The 16,629-nt window shown below is 69.4% G+C and carries 19 protein-coding genes and 1 pseudogene; 13 read left to right on the forward strand and 7 right to left on the reverse strand.

Translation table 11 applies throughout. The features are described 5' to 3' along the window. Positions 1–1,191: ATP-binding protein (locus ABZ656_RS48815; protein ID WP_360277846.1), on the forward strand; the 1,191-nt coding region annotated here is incomplete at its 5' end. 304 nt (positions 1,192–1,495) lie between these two features. On the opposite strand, the gene ABZ656_RS48820 is transcribed toward ABZ656_RS48815, so the two are convergent. Together ABZ656_RS48820 and ABZ656_RS48825 are read right to left on the reverse strand one after the other, a co-directional pair. Next, positions 1,496–1,858, reverse strand: coding sequence for a GDSL-type esterase/lipase family protein (locus ABZ656_RS48820; RefSeq protein WP_360277849.1), 363 nt, complete (start codon positions 1,856–1,858; stop codon positions 1,496–1,498). After that, complete coding sequence (locus ABZ656_RS48825) at positions 1,846–2,466, reverse strand: hypothetical protein (RefSeq protein WP_360277852.1); 621 nt, start codon at positions 2,464–2,466, stop codon at positions 1,846–1,848. The genes ABZ656_RS48820 and ABZ656_RS48825 overlap by 13 nt, the downstream gene beginning before the upstream one ends. Before the next feature lie 140 nt (positions 2,467–2,606). On the opposite strand from ABZ656_RS48825, the gene ABZ656_RS48830 reads away from it, so the two are divergent. Beyond that, complete coding sequence (locus ABZ656_RS48830; RefSeq protein WP_360277855.1) at positions 2,607–4,100, forward strand: NAD(P)/FAD-dependent oxidoreductase; 1,494 nt, start codon at positions 2,607–2,609, stop codon at positions 4,098–4,100. An 11-nt stretch (positions 4,101–4,111) separates the two neighbouring features. Here the strand turns inward: ABZ656_RS48830 and ABZ656_RS48835 are convergent, their stop codons facing one another. Beyond that, positions 4,112–4,534 carry a hypothetical protein gene (locus tag ABZ656_RS48835; RefSeq protein ID WP_360277858.1) on the reverse strand — a complete coding sequence of 141 codons (423 nt, stop codon included), beginning with the start codon at positions 4,532–4,534 and terminating at the stop codon, positions 4,112–4,114. Positions 4,535–5,032: 498 nt separating this feature from the next. Between ABZ656_RS48835 and ABZ656_RS48840 the strand changes: the two genes are divergently transcribed. The 4 genes from ABZ656_RS48840 to ABZ656_RS48855 all read left to right on the forward strand — a co-directional run bounded on the left by ABZ656_RS48840 (position 5,033) and on the right by ABZ656_RS48855 (position 7,761). Continuing rightward, complete coding sequence (locus tag ABZ656_RS48840; RefSeq protein ID WP_360277861.1) at positions 5,033–5,467, forward strand: STAS domain-containing protein; 435 nt, start codon at positions 5,033–5,035, stop codon at positions 5,465–5,467. Between the two features lie 56 nt (positions 5,468–5,523). Next, positions 5,524–6,165: a hypothetical protein gene (locus ABZ656_RS48845; protein ID WP_360277864.1), complete on the forward strand. Its 642-nt coding sequence runs from the start codon at positions 5,524–5,526 to the stop codon at positions 6,163–6,165. Beyond that, positions 6,162–6,923 (forward strand): GAF and ANTAR domain-containing protein, encoded by a 762-nt coding sequence (locus ABZ656_RS48850; protein WP_360277867.1) that lies wholly within the window; start codon positions 6,162–6,164, stop codon positions 6,921–6,923. The genes ABZ656_RS48845 and ABZ656_RS48850 overlap by 4 nt, the downstream gene beginning before the upstream one ends. A gap of 121 nt (positions 6,924–7,044) precedes the next feature. Next, positions 7,045–7,761, forward strand: coding sequence for a GAF and ANTAR domain-containing protein (locus tag ABZ656_RS48855; protein WP_101407358.1), 717 nt, complete (start codon positions 7,045–7,047; stop codon positions 7,759–7,761). A gap of 403 nt (positions 7,762–8,164) precedes the next feature. Here ABZ656_RS48855 and ABZ656_RS48860 read toward each other — a convergent pair whose 3' ends face one another. Next, the gene (locus ABZ656_RS48860; RefSeq protein WP_101407357.1) at positions 8,165–8,428 is read right to left on the reverse strand and encodes a hypothetical protein; all 264 of its coding nucleotides are present in this window, start codon (positions 8,426–8,428) and stop codon (positions 8,165–8,167) included. A gap of 595 nt (positions 8,429–9,023) precedes the next feature. Between ABZ656_RS48860 and ABZ656_RS48865 the strand changes: the two genes are divergently transcribed. From ABZ656_RS48865 to ABZ656_RS48875, 3 genes are all read left to right on the forward strand, one after another. Beyond that, entirely contained in the window at positions 9,024–9,638 is a 615-nt protein-coding gene (locus ABZ656_RS48865; RefSeq protein ID WP_101407356.1) for a DUF5994 family protein, read from the forward strand. Positions 9,639–9,951: 313 nt separating this feature from the next. After that, entirely contained in the window at positions 9,952–10,572 is a 621-nt protein-coding gene (locus ABZ656_RS48870) for a DUF5994 family protein (protein ID WP_129592388.1), read from the forward strand. Between the two features lie 21 nt (positions 10,573–10,593). Further along, positions 10,594–10,866 (forward strand): hypothetical protein, encoded by a 273-nt coding sequence (locus tag ABZ656_RS48875; RefSeq protein WP_101407354.1) that lies wholly within the window; start codon positions 10,594–10,596, stop codon positions 10,864–10,866. Positions 10,867–10,897: 31 nt separating this feature from the next. On the opposite strand, the pseudogene ABZ656_RS48880 reads toward ABZ656_RS48875, so the two are convergent. Next, positions 10,898–11,119: pseudogene (locus ABZ656_RS48880) on the reverse strand (hypothetical protein); the annotation flags it as partial. Between the two features lie 168 nt (positions 11,120–11,287). On the opposite strand from ABZ656_RS48880, the gene ABZ656_RS48885 reads away from it, so the two are divergent. Continuing rightward, positions 11,288–11,515 carry a hypothetical protein gene (locus ABZ656_RS48885; protein WP_180362425.1) on the forward strand — a complete coding sequence of 76 codons (228 nt, stop codon included), beginning with the start codon at positions 11,288–11,290 and terminating at the stop codon, positions 11,513–11,515. Here ABZ656_RS48885 and ABZ656_RS48890 read toward each other — a convergent pair. Beyond that, positions 11,512–11,991 (reverse strand): helix-turn-helix domain-containing protein, encoded by a 480-nt coding sequence (locus ABZ656_RS48890; RefSeq protein ID WP_360277872.1) that lies wholly within the window; start codon positions 11,989–11,991, stop codon positions 11,512–11,514. The two genes, ABZ656_RS48885 and ABZ656_RS48890, sit on opposite strands and share 4 nt — an antisense overlap. A 90-nt stretch (positions 11,992–12,081) precedes the next feature. Here ABZ656_RS48890 and ABZ656_RS48895 point away from each other — a divergent pair, with 90 nt between their 5' ends. The 3 genes from ABZ656_RS48895 to lpdA all read left to right on the forward strand — a co-directional run bounded on the left by ABZ656_RS48895 (position 12,082) and on the right by lpdA (position 14,711). Beyond that, positions 12,082–12,567, forward strand: a complete 486-nt coding sequence (locus tag ABZ656_RS48895) for a PaaI family thioesterase (RefSeq protein WP_101407352.1) — start codon at positions 12,082–12,084, stop codon at positions 12,565–12,567. A gap of 45 nt (positions 12,568–12,612) precedes the next feature. Beyond that, positions 12,613–13,236, forward strand: a complete 624-nt coding sequence (locus tag ABZ656_RS48900) for an isochorismatase family cysteine hydrolase (RefSeq protein WP_101407351.1) — start codon at positions 12,613–12,615, stop codon at positions 13,234–13,236. 71 nt (positions 13,237–13,307) lie between these two features. Beyond that, on the forward strand, positions 13,308–14,711 hold the full coding sequence (gene lpdA / locus ABZ656_RS48905) for a dihydrolipoyl dehydrogenase (protein ID WP_101407350.1): 1,404 nt from the start codon (positions 13,308–13,310) through the stop codon (positions 14,709–14,711). A 225-nt stretch (positions 14,712–14,936) separates the two neighbouring features. Here lpdA and ABZ656_RS48910 read toward each other — a convergent pair whose 3' ends face one another. After that, positions 14,937–15,953, reverse strand: coding sequence for a zinc-binding dehydrogenase (locus ABZ656_RS48910; protein ID WP_360277876.1), 1,017 nt, complete (start codon positions 15,951–15,953; stop codon positions 14,937–14,939). Positions 15,954–16,629: the final 676 nt, after the last annotated feature.

Consider the following 16,629-nt stretch of genomic DNA (forward strand, 5'->3'; position numbering starts at 1 on the left):
GGGGTCGCCGTCTCCGTGGCCTCCGTCGTGGACCTCGCCGCCCGGCGTACGCACCAGGCGGCCCGGCTGCGCGCCGAGTCGGAGATCCTCTCCTTCCTCGCGGGCAGTGTGCTGCGCGGCGAGACCAGCCTGGAGGCCCTGCTGGAGCGGGTCCGGGAGACCTTCGGCATGGAGTCGGTCGCGCTCCTGGAACGGGAGAGCGACGTGACGCCGTGGACCTGCGCGGGCCGGGTGGGCACGGGGAGAACGTTGGAGCGGCCGGAGGACGCGGACGTGGACATGCCGGTGGGGGACCGGATGGCGCTCGCGCTGTCCGGACGGGTCCTGCCGGCGGAGGACCGCCGGGTGCTGGCCGCCTTCGCCGCCCAGGCCGCGGTGGTCCTGGACCGGCAGCGGCTGCAGTCCCAGGCCGACCAGTCCAGTGCGCTGGCCGAGGGCAACCGCATCCGCACCGCGCTGCTCGCCGCCGTCAGCCACGACCTGCGTACCCCGCTGGCCGGGATCAAGGCCGCGGTCTCCTCGCTGCGGTCGGACGACGTGGCGTGGTCGGAGGAGGACCGGGCCGAGCTGCTGGAGGGCATAGAGGAGGGTGCCGACCGCCTGGACCACCTCGTGGGCAACCTGCTGGACATGTCGCGCCTGCAGACCGGGACCGTCACCCCGATCGTGCGGGAGATCGACCTGGACGAGGTGGTGCCGATGGCGCTGGGCGGCATACCGGAGGCCATCGTGGAGCTGGACATCCCCGAGACGCTGCCGATGGTCGTCGTCGACCCCGGTCTGCTGGAACGCTCGGTCGCCAACCTCGTGGAGAACGCGGTGAAGTACAGCCCGGCGGGCGCACCGGTCCTGGTCGCGGCGAGCGCCATGGCCGACCGGGTGGAGGTACGGGTGGTGGACCGTGGTCCCGGTGTCCCCGACGAGGCCAAGGACCGCATCTTCGAACCTTTCCAGCGCTACGGTGACGCTCCCCGCGGCGCGGGCGTCGGCCTCGGCCTCGCGGTCGCCCGCGGTTTCGCCGAGGCGATGGGCGGCACCCTCGCCGCCGAGGACACCCCCGGCGGCGGTCTCACCATGGTGCTCGGTCTCCCGGCCGCGACCGGCCAAAGTACGACGGCCGTGCCCGCACACGCTCATGAGCGCATGTCTCCTCCTCGGGGTGCCGATGCCCGCTCCGGACCGGCATGCTGAACTGTGCCTGTGCTCAACCGAGTTGGTCCCGCGGCCGACCTCGGGAAGCTGGTGCTCCTCTGTTCTTCGCGCCAGGACCAGCGTCTGTTCTCCGTGCCAGGACCAGCGTCTGTTCTTCGCGCCAGGACCAGCGTCGGCCGCCGGCCGACGGCCAGGCCGTGAGTTCGAGGCGCGCGGCGAGGACCTCCTGGACCGTCCACCGGTGGCATGGTCCCCCGACGCCCGCATCCTCACCGGGCCCGACCGCCGGCTCTCTTTGGCCGCCTCGGCCCGTACCGCGACCGGCCGGACGCGTCGGAGGCGCTCACCGCGGAGTGCCGACCGTGTGCAGCACCGCGTCGGCGATGCCGCGTGCGCCGCGCTCGTCGGGATGCATCGGGGCGGCGGGAAGGCTGGGCAGCAGCGGCTCGATCCAGCGGGTGTCCCTGCCCGAGCAGGCGTCACGGCCGACGGAGGGCTTGTACGTGTCGACGTATCCGGCCCCGGCTTCCTGCGCTCGCTTGCGCAGCTCGGCGTTGAGCTGCTGTTCCTTGTCGTGGAGGTAGGTCGCGTCACCGGGTGCGAGGGTCAGGTCGGCGGCGCAGCCGGAGCCACCCGCCGGCAGGATCGCCGGGTATCCCACGACGTACACGCGGGCCTTCGGGGCACGGCGCTTCACCTCGGCCATCGCTTCGGACAGCCGCTCACCCGCCGTGTCGATCTTCCGCTGTACGTCGTCGGTGTCGCCGGAGACGTACTTCCCCCGGCAGGGCGCGTCGTCCCCGGTGTACTTGCCGCGGCCCTCAGCTCTTCGCGTTCGGCGGCCATGCGTGCGGCGATGTCGACGATCGTGGCGTCGAGGAATCCCGAGACGGAGCGCGCCGACACATCGAGCAGCTCGCGCAGTTCGCCGGGGTCGGAGGTCAGGGTGAAGGCGGTCTGCATCCAGCGCCGCCAGGCCGCGTTCTGTCCGACGCGGTAGGAGTCGAGGGCCGATTCGTCGAGCCCGCGGCGCACCAGGTCGCGGGCGTGGCTGAGACTGTCCGGGCCGACGTACGCGGGTACGGGCGCACCGGGGTCGCGCGCGGTCTCCGACGCCCAGAACGCCAGGTGGGCGCGGTTGATCCGCCGTGTGGCGGCGCGCAGGGCGGGGTCTTGCGCGATGGCTCGCCTGGTCACCGCCGCCAAGGTCGCCTCGTCGATGTCGTCGAGCCACTCCTGCAGACTGTTGAGTGCGATCTCCGCACCCTGCCGAAGCGGATCGCATGTCCGTTCGGATGGGTGCTGCCAGGTCATGTCCGCACGCTAGCCGCAGTGGTGCAAAATGCACTGGTCTTATCCGATGAAGGTGCGAACTGCCACACCGTACTGGCTGGTATGTGAGGTCATCATCGAGGCACCACCCAGCGAACGCCTCATCAACGGAGTCCCCGCACATGACCCGTCAGAGCGAGCACATCGACGTGCTGATCATCGGCGCCGGCATCTCCGGCATCGGCGCTGCCCACTACCTGCAGACCGAGCGGCCCGGCAGCAGCTACGCGGTCCTGGAGGCCCGCGGTGTCTCCGGCGGCACATGGGCGCTGTTCCGCTATCCGGGCGTCCGGTCGGACTCCGACCTGCACACCTTCGGCTACGCCTTCAAGCCGTGGCGCAACGACAAGTCGATCGCCACCGCCGATCTGATCCTCGACTACCTGCGGGAGACCGCGGGGGAGAGCGGCATCGAAGCGCACATCCGCTACCACCACAGGGTGCGCGGCGCGGCCTGGTCCACCGCCGAGGCCCGCTGGACGGTGGAGGTCGAGCGCGCCGACACCGGCGAGACGGTGTCGATGACCGCGAACTGGCTGTTCTGCGCCGGTGGTTACTACCGCTACGACGAAGGGTTCACCCCCCGGTTCGAGGGCCGGGAGCGGTTCGCCGGACAGATCGTGCACCCGCAGCACTGGCCGGAGGACCTGGACTGCGCGGGCAAGAAGATCGTGGTGATCGGCAGCGGTGCGACGGCCGTCACGCTGATTCCGGCGCTGGCAGACACGGCCGGCCACGTCACCATGCTCCAGCGTTCGCCCACCTATATCCTTCCGGTCGCGTCGAAGGACGTGATCGCGAACACGCTGCGCAAGGTGTTGCCGGCCGGCCTCGCCTACCGGCTCACCCGGCGCAAGAACATCGCCGTGCAGCGCCTCGTCTGGCGGACCTCGCGACGTCACCCGCGGGTCGTGCGACGTCTCATCCGCGCCGTGAACATCAGGCAACTGCCGGCCGGTTATCCCGTGGACGAGCACTTCAACCCGCCCTACGACCCCTGGGACCAGCGGCTGTGCACGGTCCCCGACGCGGACCTGTTCAAGGTGCTCAAGAAGGGAACGGCCTCGGTCGTCACCGACCGGATCGCGACGTTCACCGAGACCGGCATCCGGCTCGAGTCCGGTCGTGAGCTCGACGCCGACATCATCGTCACCGCCACCGGGTTGAACGTGCAGTTGTTCGGCGGGATGGCGCTCTCCGTGGACGGTGAACCCGTCGACTTCGCCGACAAGGTGGCCTTCAAGGGCATGATGCTGAGCGGCGTACCGAACTTCGCCTTCGCGATCGGCTACACCAACTCCTCGTGGACGCTCAAGGTGGGCCTGCTGTGCGAGCACTTCACCCGGCTGCTCGGACACATGGACGCCACCGGCACGGACATCTGCTGCCCCGAGCTCCCCGACCCGGCCATGCCGACCCGTCCGCTGCTCGACTTCGGCGCCGGATACGTCAAGCGGTCCCTCCACGTGATGCCGCGTCAAGGACTCTCCTTTCCCTGGCTCATGTCGATGAACTACCACTCCGACGTCAAACTCCTGCGCGGCGGCCCCGTCGAGGACGACAACCTGCGCTTCGCCTCCGCCGCACGCCAAGCGAAGGCCGAGACGTCTGCATGAGCGACGACCGCTCAGCTCCCGTAGGACGCGACATCACCCTGTGCCACCGGACGCACGGCGACGATCGACGGCTGCGTCGGCCGGGGCTTCTCCGTCATCCGCTTCGACAACCGTGACGCCGGTCGGTCCACGAGGATCGCGGCGACCTGGCCCAGGACACCACCGGCCTGCTCGACCACCTCGGTGTGGCGAGCGCGCAACTGGTCGCCATGTCCATGGGCGGCATGATCGCCCGTGCCGAGGACAAGGCCATCGCCCCGGCAGGACACGGCGCGACAGACCGACACCTTCCGGAAGTCCGGCGACCGGACCGCGGAACTCCGAGATGTCACGACACCGACCCCGTCCTCCACGGCGACCGTGACGTCATGGTCGCCCCCCAGCGGCGGGCGGCCCACGGCCGGGGCCCTCCTCGGCGCCTGCCATGTCGTCATCGCCGCATGACAGAACCTGGCGGTGGTCGATCCCGCACGCCCGCTCGCGTGTCCGGATCGTACGAAGGCGACCGCGGCATGTGCACGCACGGTGCGGTGCTCACCGGGATCGGATCTCTGCGAGGTTGAACTCCCAAACACCGTGCGGTGCACAGGACATGCGCACGCCACCACACCTCAATACCGTCCACATGCTGGGATTGGGCCACTCGGACCGTCCGTCGCACCGCGCGAGGGCTACGCTGCTCCACAGACGTCCCAGACCCCGGCGGCATGTCGTTGCCGAGCACGGATCGCCACGGGGAGCGGGCCCTTCGCCCGTCGCCCGGCGCATCCCTGGAGGGAACCGGGTGGGTCCGCAGTCCTGCCGCGCAGGCCGGCCAGTCGGTTGTTGCCCGACCTCCGCCGAATGTACTCCACTGCCGGGAGTGGGCCGACGGTGCCGGCATCCCGGCACCACCGACTCCCCTGCCGGACGGTCTTCCGAACCGAGGCGTCATGCCCCTTTCACCGCTCACCGTCTACCGTCACGACCGAAGGAAACGGGCACTGATCACGCCGGCCGGTGAGATCGACCTGGACACGGTGCCCCTGGTACGCGCATCACTGGAACGGTGTCTGCGCGACGGCATCCGCACCATCGACGTCGACCTCACCCTCGTCACCTTCTGCGACTGCAGCGGCCTCAACGCCTTCCTCCACGCCTCACAGCGCATCACCGCGGCCGGGGGGACGCTGCGACTGCACCATCCGCCGCGGACACTGGTCCTCATGCTCGACATCGCCGGCTGCGAATTCCTGCTCCTGGGCGTCCCGTTCGGGCAGCTGTCGCCACCTCCTGGGTACGCCCTGGTCACTACCGCTCCCGTCCCGCCACATCGGTCCGTGCCGCCTGTTCCTCCTGTACCTGTCCTGTCGGGCGGTGCGGTGTGATGGCTCGGCCCCATCAGAGACGGTCACGGCAGCCCTGTGGAAACGAGAAGCCCGGCGTGAACTCCGGAGCGGACCTCAGAGCGGATCCGGGAGCGGCCGCGGTGCGGTTGCGCCGGGTGAACCGATGGCTCGTGGAGGACATCCGCGAGGATCTGGGGAATCTGTACGAGGACTCCTGCGCAACGGGATCCGCAAAGGCCTACCGCCGTCCCAGCCGCCAGGACTTCCTGAATCATCTGACGGGCCACATCCGCCGCCCGGGATTCGCCATGGTGATCGCGGAGACGGACAGTCTGACGGGGTGCGCCTTCGGATTCCCCGTACTCAGCGACGGCCGCTGGTGGCTCGGTTTCGACGGTGTGCTGCCACGCACCGTTGAGCGGATCACCAAGTCCAGCAGTGTCTTCGCGATCAGCGACACCCTGGTCCGCCCGCACCCACAGGACCAGAAACTGGCCCACCGACTGCAGGAGAAGCTGCTGACCGACCACCAGGCAACCCTCGGCGCCACCTTGGTGGATCAGGCCGACCGCCCGACTCTCGACTCGCTCCACTCCTCGGGATGGCTGGACATCGGAGAGGTTCGGAGGCCGACGAGCCCCACCACGTTCCGTGCGCTGGTGCTCCCCCTCGGGGAACGGACCACGGCAAGGCTGGAGGGTCTTGCGCACGAAGCCCGGATACGGCGGCCCGGGTGAGGTCCGACGACCGGTTGGACCGGATCCAGGTACTGGTCGCCGAGCAGGCGGCCCGGCGGGGTGCCCGGGTCGGCGTGGTGGACGTGTGCACCGCGGCGGTGGCCGCACTGCCGGTCGGCGGGGCCGGACTTTCCGCGATGTCCAGATCCGCGGCAAGCCATCCGTTGTGCAGCACCGACGATGTCAGCGAGCAGCTGGAGGAGCTCCAGCTCACCTTGGGCGAGGGGCCTTGCGTGGATGCCTTCACACAGGGTTCGGCCGTACTGACGCCCGATCTGCTCGCCGCCGAAGTGCAGGACCGCTGGGCCGTGTTCGCCGACGCGGCCCTGGAAGCCGGGGCACGCGCCGTCTACGCCTTCCCTCTGCAAATGGGTGCGATCAGCCCCGGAGTTCTGGACCTGTACTCCCAAGTTTCGGGCAGGTTGAACGCGGAGGAGCTGGCCGACGCGTTGGCTTTCGCCGACACGGCGGCTCTGGTCCTGCTCGACTCCCGGATCGACGGCGAGGAGGACCTGGCCGGCGGATGGCCGGCGGACGGACGATACGAGGACCTGGGCGCGTACCGGACGGAGATCGACCAGGCCACGGGCATGCTCACGGCCCAGCTCGGAGTCGGTGCCGAAGAAGCCTTCGTCCGCCTGCGCGCCTACGCCTACGCCAGAGGACGCCGCCTTGCCACGGTGGCCACAGACGTGGTCGCCCACCGGCTCACGTTCCCCCCGGGCGCGGACACGGATCGGACGGACGATGAAGCCTGACAGCTTTGCCGGGCCGCGAAACCGAACCAAGAAGCCGAGCGAAGGAACCGGACAAACACGTGAGTTGCACTTCCCGTCCCTTCATCCGGGCCGGGATCAGTCTCGACGGAGGGTGTGCACGATGAATCAGCGACTCCTGGCCAAGACCTTCGTCGAGCTGGCGGACAACCTGGTCGCCGACTTCGACCTGATCGATTTCCTGCGCCTGCTGGCCGACCGCTGTGTGGGCATGCTCGGCGCGAGTGCCGCAGGCGTGCTGCTCGCGGACCGCGACGGCGAACTCCACGTCATGGCCGCCTCCGACGAACAGGTGCGCCTGCTGGAACTCTTCCAGCTGCAGAACGACGAAGGGCCCTGCCTGGACTGTTTCCGCACCGGCGCCCCGGTGATCGTCGCCCACCTGAGCGGGGAGGCCGACCGCTGGCCACGCTTTGTCGCGGCGGCCCACCGCAGCGGGTTCGGGGCGGTCCAGGCCCTGCCGATGCGTCTACGGGACGAGGTCGTCGGGGCCCTGAACCTCTTCCACGCCACCCCGGGCCCCTTCGAGCCGGACGCCACGCCGCTCGCCCAGGCCCTGGCCGACGTCGCCACCATCAGCCTGCTGCAACAACGCACCGCGCACCGCAGCACCGTCCTCAACGAGCAACTGCAGAGCGCGCTGAACAGCCGCGTCCTGATCGAACAGGCCAAGGGAAAACTCGCCGAACGCCGGGGCATCGACATGGAACAGGCCTTCACCACACTGCGCGGTTACGCCCGTGCTCACAACCGGCGCCTGTCCGACCTGGCCCGCGCGTTCATCGACGACTCCGAAGCCCTCCCGGGCCTGAGGTCCTGACCAAGGCCACGACCGGTCAGCAGCAGCTCCCGGACTGTGGTTCACGCGCTGTGGTTCGCAGGCTCTGCTTTTCGGGCCGGACGGCCGCCGCCGATGGTGTTCGGCGGCGGCCGTGGTCACGAGGATGCGAGGCCCCCCGGCCATCGTGTCCTCGCGCACTGCCCTCCGCGGCGGCGGGGTGGCGGGAGCACCCCGAGTGGAAAACGCCAGGAGGACGGAAGCTGGAGCCGCGTGTTCCGGCGATGCGGCTCCGGCCGGCCTCGATTGCGACTCGGGGGCTGGGAGCCTGGGTGGGGGACTTGCCGGTTCCGTCGATTCCTGACACGGACGAAGTCCCGCCTGCCTTGCTCTGACCGTAGAGCACATGGACGACGAGCGGAACAGGGCATGACGTACGCGTTCGTCACCCGCGGCGCTCGCGGTCCCGCCGGTCCTCGCGGTTCCAGCGCGCTCGGTGCTGTCGGCTGTAACGGCGGTCCCAGCGGTCCTGACGCTCCCGGCGGTCCTGATAGTCCTGGTACTCACCGAAGTCGGACCCGCCGCCGCGGCCCCGGCGGCCGTAACGGGTGGCTCCGAAGACCAACACGGCCGCGGCGACCCACCAGATGGGATTGAGGAAACCGAAGCCGAACAAGACCACGATCAGGACGATGAGAAGAGCGAACACAGCGGGCCTCCCGGGGAGTAAAACACAGCATCGATACCGGGGACTGGGGCCTCACCCCACAGCGTAGTCCTGCCCGAAGACTGCCGATAGGGCGCGACAGATGCGTCTACTACCGGACATCGATGGCTACTTGGCACCTATTGAGGAGATGCCGGAAGGTCTGGCATACGACGTGCCGCCCCGGCCCCCGGCAGCGTCGCACCGCGAAGGCGCTCCTCAAGCCATGCGGGCAACGTGGTGATCACCGTCCTGATCGTCCTCGCGACGACAGCCGTACTCGTGGGACGCGGACCGGTCCGGGACCCGGCGAGCACTGAAGTCGCACGGCTCCCTCCGGAACAAGCCGATGCGGCCATCGCGTACGCCCGATGGTCCCGGCGCGCGGGTCGTCGCCCCATCCGATGACGGTGGGCAACGGGCGATGCGCGTCCGGCACGCCGTGGAAATCGCGCCATCGTGACCGTCCATCGGACCCCGGACAGGAGTATCCTGAAGATACCGAGGGTACTTCGTGCACCGGCTTCGATGCCCGTGCCGTCCCCGGCGATTCACGACACCGGGCCGGTCCTGGCCGGCCCGGGGCAGGGTTCGCGTGATGACCGCAACCATGTTCGACAAGCCCGCGGTCGAAGACCGGACCTTCTCTTCTTCACCGCCACCTCTCCGGCTGCAGCTGGCGCCACCCGGCACGGCCCCCGCCCTGATCGACGGCGCATGGTGGCCACGCTCCCGCGACCTGGCGGCCGAACTTCCCGCGCTCACCGCCGTTTTGGACCCGCTGTGGGGGCGGATCACCCACGTCACCGTGAACCCCACGTTCTGGCCGGTCATCCCCCGCAAGGTGCCCGTCCAGGGACATGTGGTGAAGGTCGGCTGGTTCAAGGCCGAGCAGGACCCGCACAAACTGCTGCTGCTGTCCTACACCGCGGGTCGCTGGGACCTGCTGGTGATCCCACCCGAGACCGACGCCGTCACGGCCGCCCGGCTGATGACCACCGCCGCGGATCCCGCACGCAGCCTCACGGCAAGCGGCCTGATCCAGGAGGCCGAGCTCTTCCGCATCGCCACCGAGGCCGAGGCCGCGGCATGGGACTCGGCCCGGGAAGCGGTCTGGGACTCCGAAGGCGGACACGACGCCCGCGGCACCTCCTCGCACCGCCCCGCGGGGGCCGCTGACGACCGCGTGCCGATTCATGCGGCAGGCATGTGACGGGCATGGCGGTCGGACCGGCCCGGTGCGTAATGGCGCGGTGCGTGGTACCTGATGGCGCGGTGCGCGGTGCCTGGCGGTGCAGTGCGAGGTGCCTGGCGGTGCCTGATGGCGCGGTGCGCGGTGCCTGATGGCGCGGTGCGTGATGGGCGGCGTTCGGAACCGGTGTCTCGCCGAGGCCCGTTCGGCGTGCCGCGGGAGTAGCGTGGAGGCATCGAGAGTACTTCGCACACCGGCCGCCATGCCGGTGTCGTTCTCGGCGAGTGACGACACCGGGCCGCCCCGAGCGGCGGCCGGGAGACAGGTGCGCGCGATGTCCGCGACCACCGACCGACCCCCGTTGCGGATCGTGCCCTTCAGGGCTCCGACCGCTCGCCTCGCGCTGAAGACCGTGAGCACGTTCCGAGGGCCTCTCGACGGTGCCTGGTGGCCCCGCTCCCGGGACTTGACACACGAACTCTCCGCCCTGGCCGACGTACTGGACCCCCTGTCCGGACGGATAACCCGGATCGCCGTCAACGCGACGTACTGGCCTGCCATCCCGAGCAGGGTGCCCGTCAACGGTCGCGTGGTGAGGGTCGGTTGGTTCACGACGGAACTGGACCCCCACAAGATCATGCTGCTGTCCCACACCACGGGCAGCTGGAACCTGCTGGTGGTACCACCGGAGACCAACGCCCCGGCAGCCGCTCGCCTGATGGCCGCCGCGAGCGACAGCGCCGGCCCTCCGACGACCGCGAGCGCGCTCATGGCAGCGGAACACGCCCTCCACGGCAGTTCCATGACTGTCCTGGACCAGGATTCCGAGGAAGGGGAGGAAAAGCGGGTGCACAGGGATGACCCCTCCTCCTGCCAGGCAGCTGCCGACCGGCCGTGCCGCCTGCTCGCGGAGAACGCAGGTTCTCCTGACGAGGCCCGGAGTAGAGTGAGGTGACAGGCACGAGTGGCGGCAATCATGGCAACACTGCGCGAGCGGAAGAACTACCGCGAAGCGATCATGAAAACGCTGTACGAGGCCACGGAAGGCAATCGCCTCCTTGGCGTCACCGGCGCGAGGCTGCGTGACGACCTCCGGGTCCCTGAGCAGGATCTGGCCGCGGCGTGCGCGTATCTGGTGGGCGAAGAGCTCATCACCGTCGACTGGGCGCAGGGAAACACACCCGCGATGGTGATGTTGACGCATCGGGGGATCCGGCTCATGGAGGCCGAGGAGGAGGAACGCGGCTGACGCGATCCGGAGGCCGGTGCACTCTTAGGGCGACGACGTCCATGTGGAGCAACTGGCGTCGGCCCGCGATGACTTCATCGACTCCGCTGGGCGTCAGCTCGCATCGCCTGGCGATCATCGACGGGTAGATGCCCGCTCTCGTTCTCACCAGCCGGAAGACTCTGGCGAAGTCCCGTATCCGACACGCATGAAGCATCTCGGGATCGGTGAGCAGCCGGGCGGGCAGTTCCCGCGGCCGGTCGGCTTCGGGCATTGGGCCCCGGCTCCCCAGCCCGTTCGGGGGCGGCCATCCAAGCCCGCTTCCCGGTCGTCCATGAGCCGAGCTCGGCGATCAGGGCGGGAGGTAGATGCCCATGCACCACCTCACACGAGGAGATTGCACCTGACGGCAACGGCGAACGATCGGAAGACCGGTCGCGCGGTGGCTGGTGAGGAGCTGTTCGAGAGCCTCGCCCACTTCGTGGTCATCCACAACGGGCAGGCGCCCGAGCGTGCCCAGCGGATCGGAACGGTGATCAGCAAGACCCAGTTCGACGCGGCGACACTGGCCAGGACCGGAACCGGCCGCACGACAGCTGGGGCAGGCCGCGCAAGCCGCGGTGGGCACAGGCGCCACCAGCACAAGAGCGATCTGCAGTTGGAGTTCTAGCGAGCGCTGAGGTCCAAGGCCTTCGCCGACGGACCGGGGCGGGTGCGTGCCTCCGGCGGGACGAGGGGGCCGTGTCCCGCGGAGCAAACGACCACGGTCTCGACCGGCGCGCCGCAGCCGGCGTGCGTGACCTCCAGTGGCGGGCCCTCGGGATCCGCCGCATGGCGGTCTCCCCACTGCTTGAGGGCGATCATCGCCGGCCACAGCTCCCAGCCCTTGCGGGTGAGCCGGTACTCGTGGCGGGTGCGGCTGCCGGGCTCGTTGTAGGGCACGGTGTCCAGGATCCCGGCCGCGACGAGCTTCCGCAGCCGATCCGAGAGCACGCTCTCGGACAGCCCGACGTGCCGGCGGAAGTCGTCGAAGCGCCGTAGGCCGTTCATGGCATCCCGCAGGACCAGCAGTGACCACTTCTCGCCCACCAGGTCGAGAGTCCGCTGGACCGTGCAGTTCTCGGTGCTTGTCTCGAGCCACGTCATGCCTCCCATCGTAGGCTGGCTTCGGCGTTGACATCCAGACCTCGTCCTGGCTAGCTTCGAATTCCACATTCAGATCATCGAGGGAGCGGCATGGGCAGGTCACGCACGTACGACTGGGAGGACCCCACCGTCTCCGCCGGTGCCGTCGGGCAGCACAGCGGTCTCGACTTCCTCCGCGAGATGCAGGCCGGACGGCTCCCTGCCCCGCCGATCTCGGCGACCCTCGGGATGACGCTCGAGGAGGTCGAGCACGGCCGGGTCGTCTTCGCCCTCGTCCCGGGCGAGGAGCACTACAACCCCATCGGAAGCGTCCACGGCGGGGTGTACGCCACCCTGCTCGATTCGGCGGCGGGCTGCGCGGTGCAGTCGGTCCTGCCGCAGGGGATGGGGTATACCTCACTCGACCTGAATGTGAAGTTCCTGCGCCCGGTCACCGTGGACACCGGCAAGGTCCGTGCCGTGGGCACCGTCCTCAACAGCGGACGTCGTACCGCCCTCGCGCAGGCCGAGCTCTTCGATTCCGGGGACCGGCTGCTGGCGCACACGACCAGCAGCTGTCTGCTGTTCCCCGTCTGACCGGCGCGCCCGCACAGGAGTGCGACGTACGGAAGGCAGGCAGCTATGACGGTGTACGACTACGACCGGCGCCGCACGGGGGTTCTGCTGGTCGATCCGCTGAACGACTTCCTCGCCGACGAGGGCAAGCTCTGGCCGCGCATCGCGGAGGTCGCGCGGGAGGTCGGCCTGCGGGTCCACCTGTCCGAACTGGTGTCCACCGCTCGCGAGGTCGACGTGCCGGTGTTCTATGTGCCACATCACCGCTGGACACCGGGGCTGTACGAGTCCTGGTCCCATCCGAACCCGTCACAACGCGCCGTGGACAAGAACCAGCTCTTCGCCCAGGACGCGTTCGGCGGGGACTGGTATCCGCCCCTGCGGCCCGAGCCCTCGGACACGGTGGTCGCACAGCACTGGGCCCAGAGCGGGTTCGCCAACACGGACCTGGAGATGCGCCTCCGCCAGCGCGGCGTGGACCACGTGATCGTCATCGGACTGCTCGCGAACACCTGCATCGAGACCACGGCCAAGTACGCGATGGAACTCGGATTCCATGTGTCGCTGGTGACCGACGCCACAGCGGCGTTCTCGAGCGAACTCATGAGGGCCGCCCACGAATTGAACGGTCCGACCTACGCGCATGTCATCACGGACACGAAAAGCGCCGTAGCGGCACTGAAGACATAAGGTCACAGGGTCAGATGGTGCAGAGGATGTTGGACCGGCTCTGAGCCGGGCTTCACCGGAAGGATCCACTCATGGACGAGCGCTTCGACGTGGTCGTACTCGGAGCAGGACCGGGCGGCTACGTCGCCGCCATCCGTGCCGCGCAACTCGGCAAGCGGGTCGCGGTCGTCGAGGAGCGGTACTGGGGTGGTGTGTGTCTGAACGTGGGCTGCATCCCCACGAAGGCGCTGCTGCGCAATGCCGAGCTGGCGCACATCTTCACGCGGGAGGCGAAGACGTTCGGCATCAAGGTCGACGGCGAGGTCTCCTTCGACTACGGCGAGGCGTTCCGGCGCAGCCGCCGGGTCGCGGACGGCCGTGTCAAGGGCGTCCACTTCCTGATGAAGAAGAACGCGATCACCGAGATCGACGGCCGCGGCACCTTCGTCGACGCCCACACGCTCCAGGTCGCCCTCGCCGACGGCACCACGAAGACGGTCGGATTCGACGACTGCATCATCGCCACCGGTGCCACCCCCAAGTTGCTGCCCGGTACCCGGCGCAGCGACCGTGTCGTGACCTACGAGGAGCAGATCCTCGCCGAGGACCTGCCGCGCTCCATCGTGATCGCGGGCGCAGGGGCCATCGGCATCGAGTTCGCGTACGTCCTGCACAACTATGGCGTGAAGGTCACGGTCGTCGAGTTCCTGGACCGGGTCGCCCCGCTGGAGGACGCGGACGTCTCCGCCGAACTCGCCAAGCAGTACCGGAAGCTGGGCATCGACGTGCTCACCTCGACGCGTGTCGAGTCGATCGACGAGTCGGGCCCGCAGGTGCGGGTGACGGTCACCGGCAAAGACGGTGCGCAGAAGGTACTGGAGGCCGACAAGGTCCTCCAGGCGATCGGCTTCGCGCCGAACGTCACCGGGTACGGCCTGGAGGCCACGGGTGTACGGGTCACCGAGCGCGGCGCGATCGACGTCGACGGCCGCTGCCGTACGTCCGTACCGCACATCTACGCGATCGGGGATGTGACCGCGAAGCTGATGCTCGCGCACAACGCCGAGTCCATGGGGATCATCGCGGCCGAGACGATCGCGGACGCGGAGACCATGGAGCTGGACTATGTGATGATCCCGCGTGCCACGTACTGCCAGCCGCAGATCGCCAGTTTCGGCTACACCGAGGCGCAGGCGAAGGAGCGGGGCTACGACGTCAAGGTCGCCAAGTTCCCCTTCACGGCCAACGGCAAGTCACACGGTCTGGGTGACACGGTCGGCTTCGTGAAGCTGATCAGCGACGCCAGGTACGGCGAGCTCCTCGGTGGCCATCTGATCGGTCCGGACGTGACGGAGCTGCTCCCGGAGCTGACGCTGGCGCAGCAGTGGGACCTGACCGTGCACGAGGTCGCCCGCAATGTCCACGCCCACCCGACCCTGGGTGAAGCGGTGAAGGAAGCCGTGCACGGCCTGGCCGGACACATGATCAACTTCTGAGTCCGTGCCCCGCGCTGAAGCCCAGGTCGCGCGAGGAGGTCGCCCACCGCGGCGACCTGGACGACCTCACTCACCGCGTGCTCGAGCTCGACGCGCGGCGCATGGCGGGTGGTCGGCGCCGGGCTCGACACCTTGACGCCCTTGGCGCGGCCCCCGCGGTGATTTCCACCGCGGGCGGCTGACGCTCAGGAGGGGGTGGCGGTGCTGACGGTGCGAACGGCACCCTCAGGGGCGCAGTACCAGGCGGATCGGATCGCCCTTCTTGTGCTCCAGCCGTTCGACGGCTTCGGCCGCCTGATCCAGGGGCAGTACGTCCGAGACGGAGCGGGAGAAGTCCAGCCGCCCGTTCTCGGTGAGGTGGATGAGTTGCGCGACCGCGTTCGCGCCGGAGCCGAAGTGGCCCAGGAGCCGTAGCTCGCGGGTACTGAAGGTGGTGCTGTCCGCGATGGTGACCGGCTTTCCGCTCAGCCCGACGAGGATCAGCTTGCCGCCGTCGGCCAGCACGGACAGGGCCTGCTCGCGCACCGGGGTGACGCCGGCGAAGTCGAAGGCGGCCTCGATACCGGCCCCGCGGGTGGCGGCGGCGACCTTGTCCGCCAGACCGGGGTCGGCCGGATCGAGGGCGAGGTCCGCGCCGAAGGCCAGGGCGCGGTCACGGGCGGCGGGGGAGGGGTCGACGGCGATGACGGGGCAGGCGCCCACCATGCGCAGCAGCTGCACCCCGTGCGCGCCCAGACCGCCGATGCCCCAGACCCCGACCGCCTGGCCGGGGCGGACACCGGCGGTGTCGGTGATGGCGCCCCACGGGGTGGAGACCGCGTCGGGGATGACCGCTCCCTGCTCGAAGGGGATCGAGTCCGGGAGCGACACCAGGGTGTCGATCCGGGCGAGCGCGAACTCGGCCCAGCCTCCGTCGTAGTCGACACCACGGGTCCAGCCCCGCCCGTCGCGGTATTCGCCGGCCTGAAGGACGACGCGGTCGCCGACTTCCCAGCCGCCCGCGGCCGGACCCGGCTCGGCGACGGTGCCGGCCACCTCGTGCCCCAGGGTCACCGTGTCGCCCCGCAACAGTGCGGGTGTGCCGCCGAGTTCTCCGGAGATCAGGTGGACGTCGGACAGACACACTCCGGCCGCTTCCACCTTGACCAGGACCTCTCCCGCACCGGGGGTGGGCCGGTCGACCTCCTCGACCCGCAGCTCGTGGGTGGGGAAGTGCAGACGCACTGCGCGCATGACAGCCATGACGGCTTCCTCTCCGTACGTGATCTGTGCCGTGATCTGTACCGTGAAGTGTCACCGTTGGTGCCGCGGTTGAGGTCCGTTCTACGATCCCGGGACATGACGACTCCCCCCTGCTACGCCTGCGGCCAGGAAGCACGGTTCGACGAACTTCCGCCCCGCGAACGCGTCGTGTCCGATGAGCACTGGCGGGTGGCTCACAGCGGTCAACACCGCGGTGCCCGGCTGGCTGATGCTGCTGCCGCGACGGCATGTCACGGCCGTCCATGACCTCACCGACGCCGAGGCCGGGGCCCTGGGGGTGTGGCAGGTCAGGCTCTCCAGGGCGCTGCGCGGGGCGACCGGTTGCCTCAAGACCTACGTCGTCCAGTTCGCCAGTCCGAGGGCTTCGCGCACGTGCACTTCCACATCGTGCCGCGCATGGCGGATCTGTCCGTCGCACACCGTGGGCCGGGCATCTTCGGGCTCCTGGACCGTCCGGAGCCGGAGCGGGTGACAACGGAGGACGCGGACCGTATGGCCCGCGCCCTACGAGCCCGGCTTCACGGGCTCCCGCACTCCTGGGGTCCGCCGGACAGGCCCTGGGCCCTGTCGTCAAATTCCCGTCTGCCCCGCGACGCCATGCACGCACTCTCACCGCACCAGGCACAGATCCAAGTACGTCCAGTACGAGGGCCTG

It is taken from the genome of Streptomyces sp. NPDC007095, from assembly GCF_040634475.1.
In the GTDB taxonomy this organism is placed as follows: Bacteria; Actinomycetota; Actinomycetes; order Streptomycetales; family Streptomycetaceae; genus Streptomyces.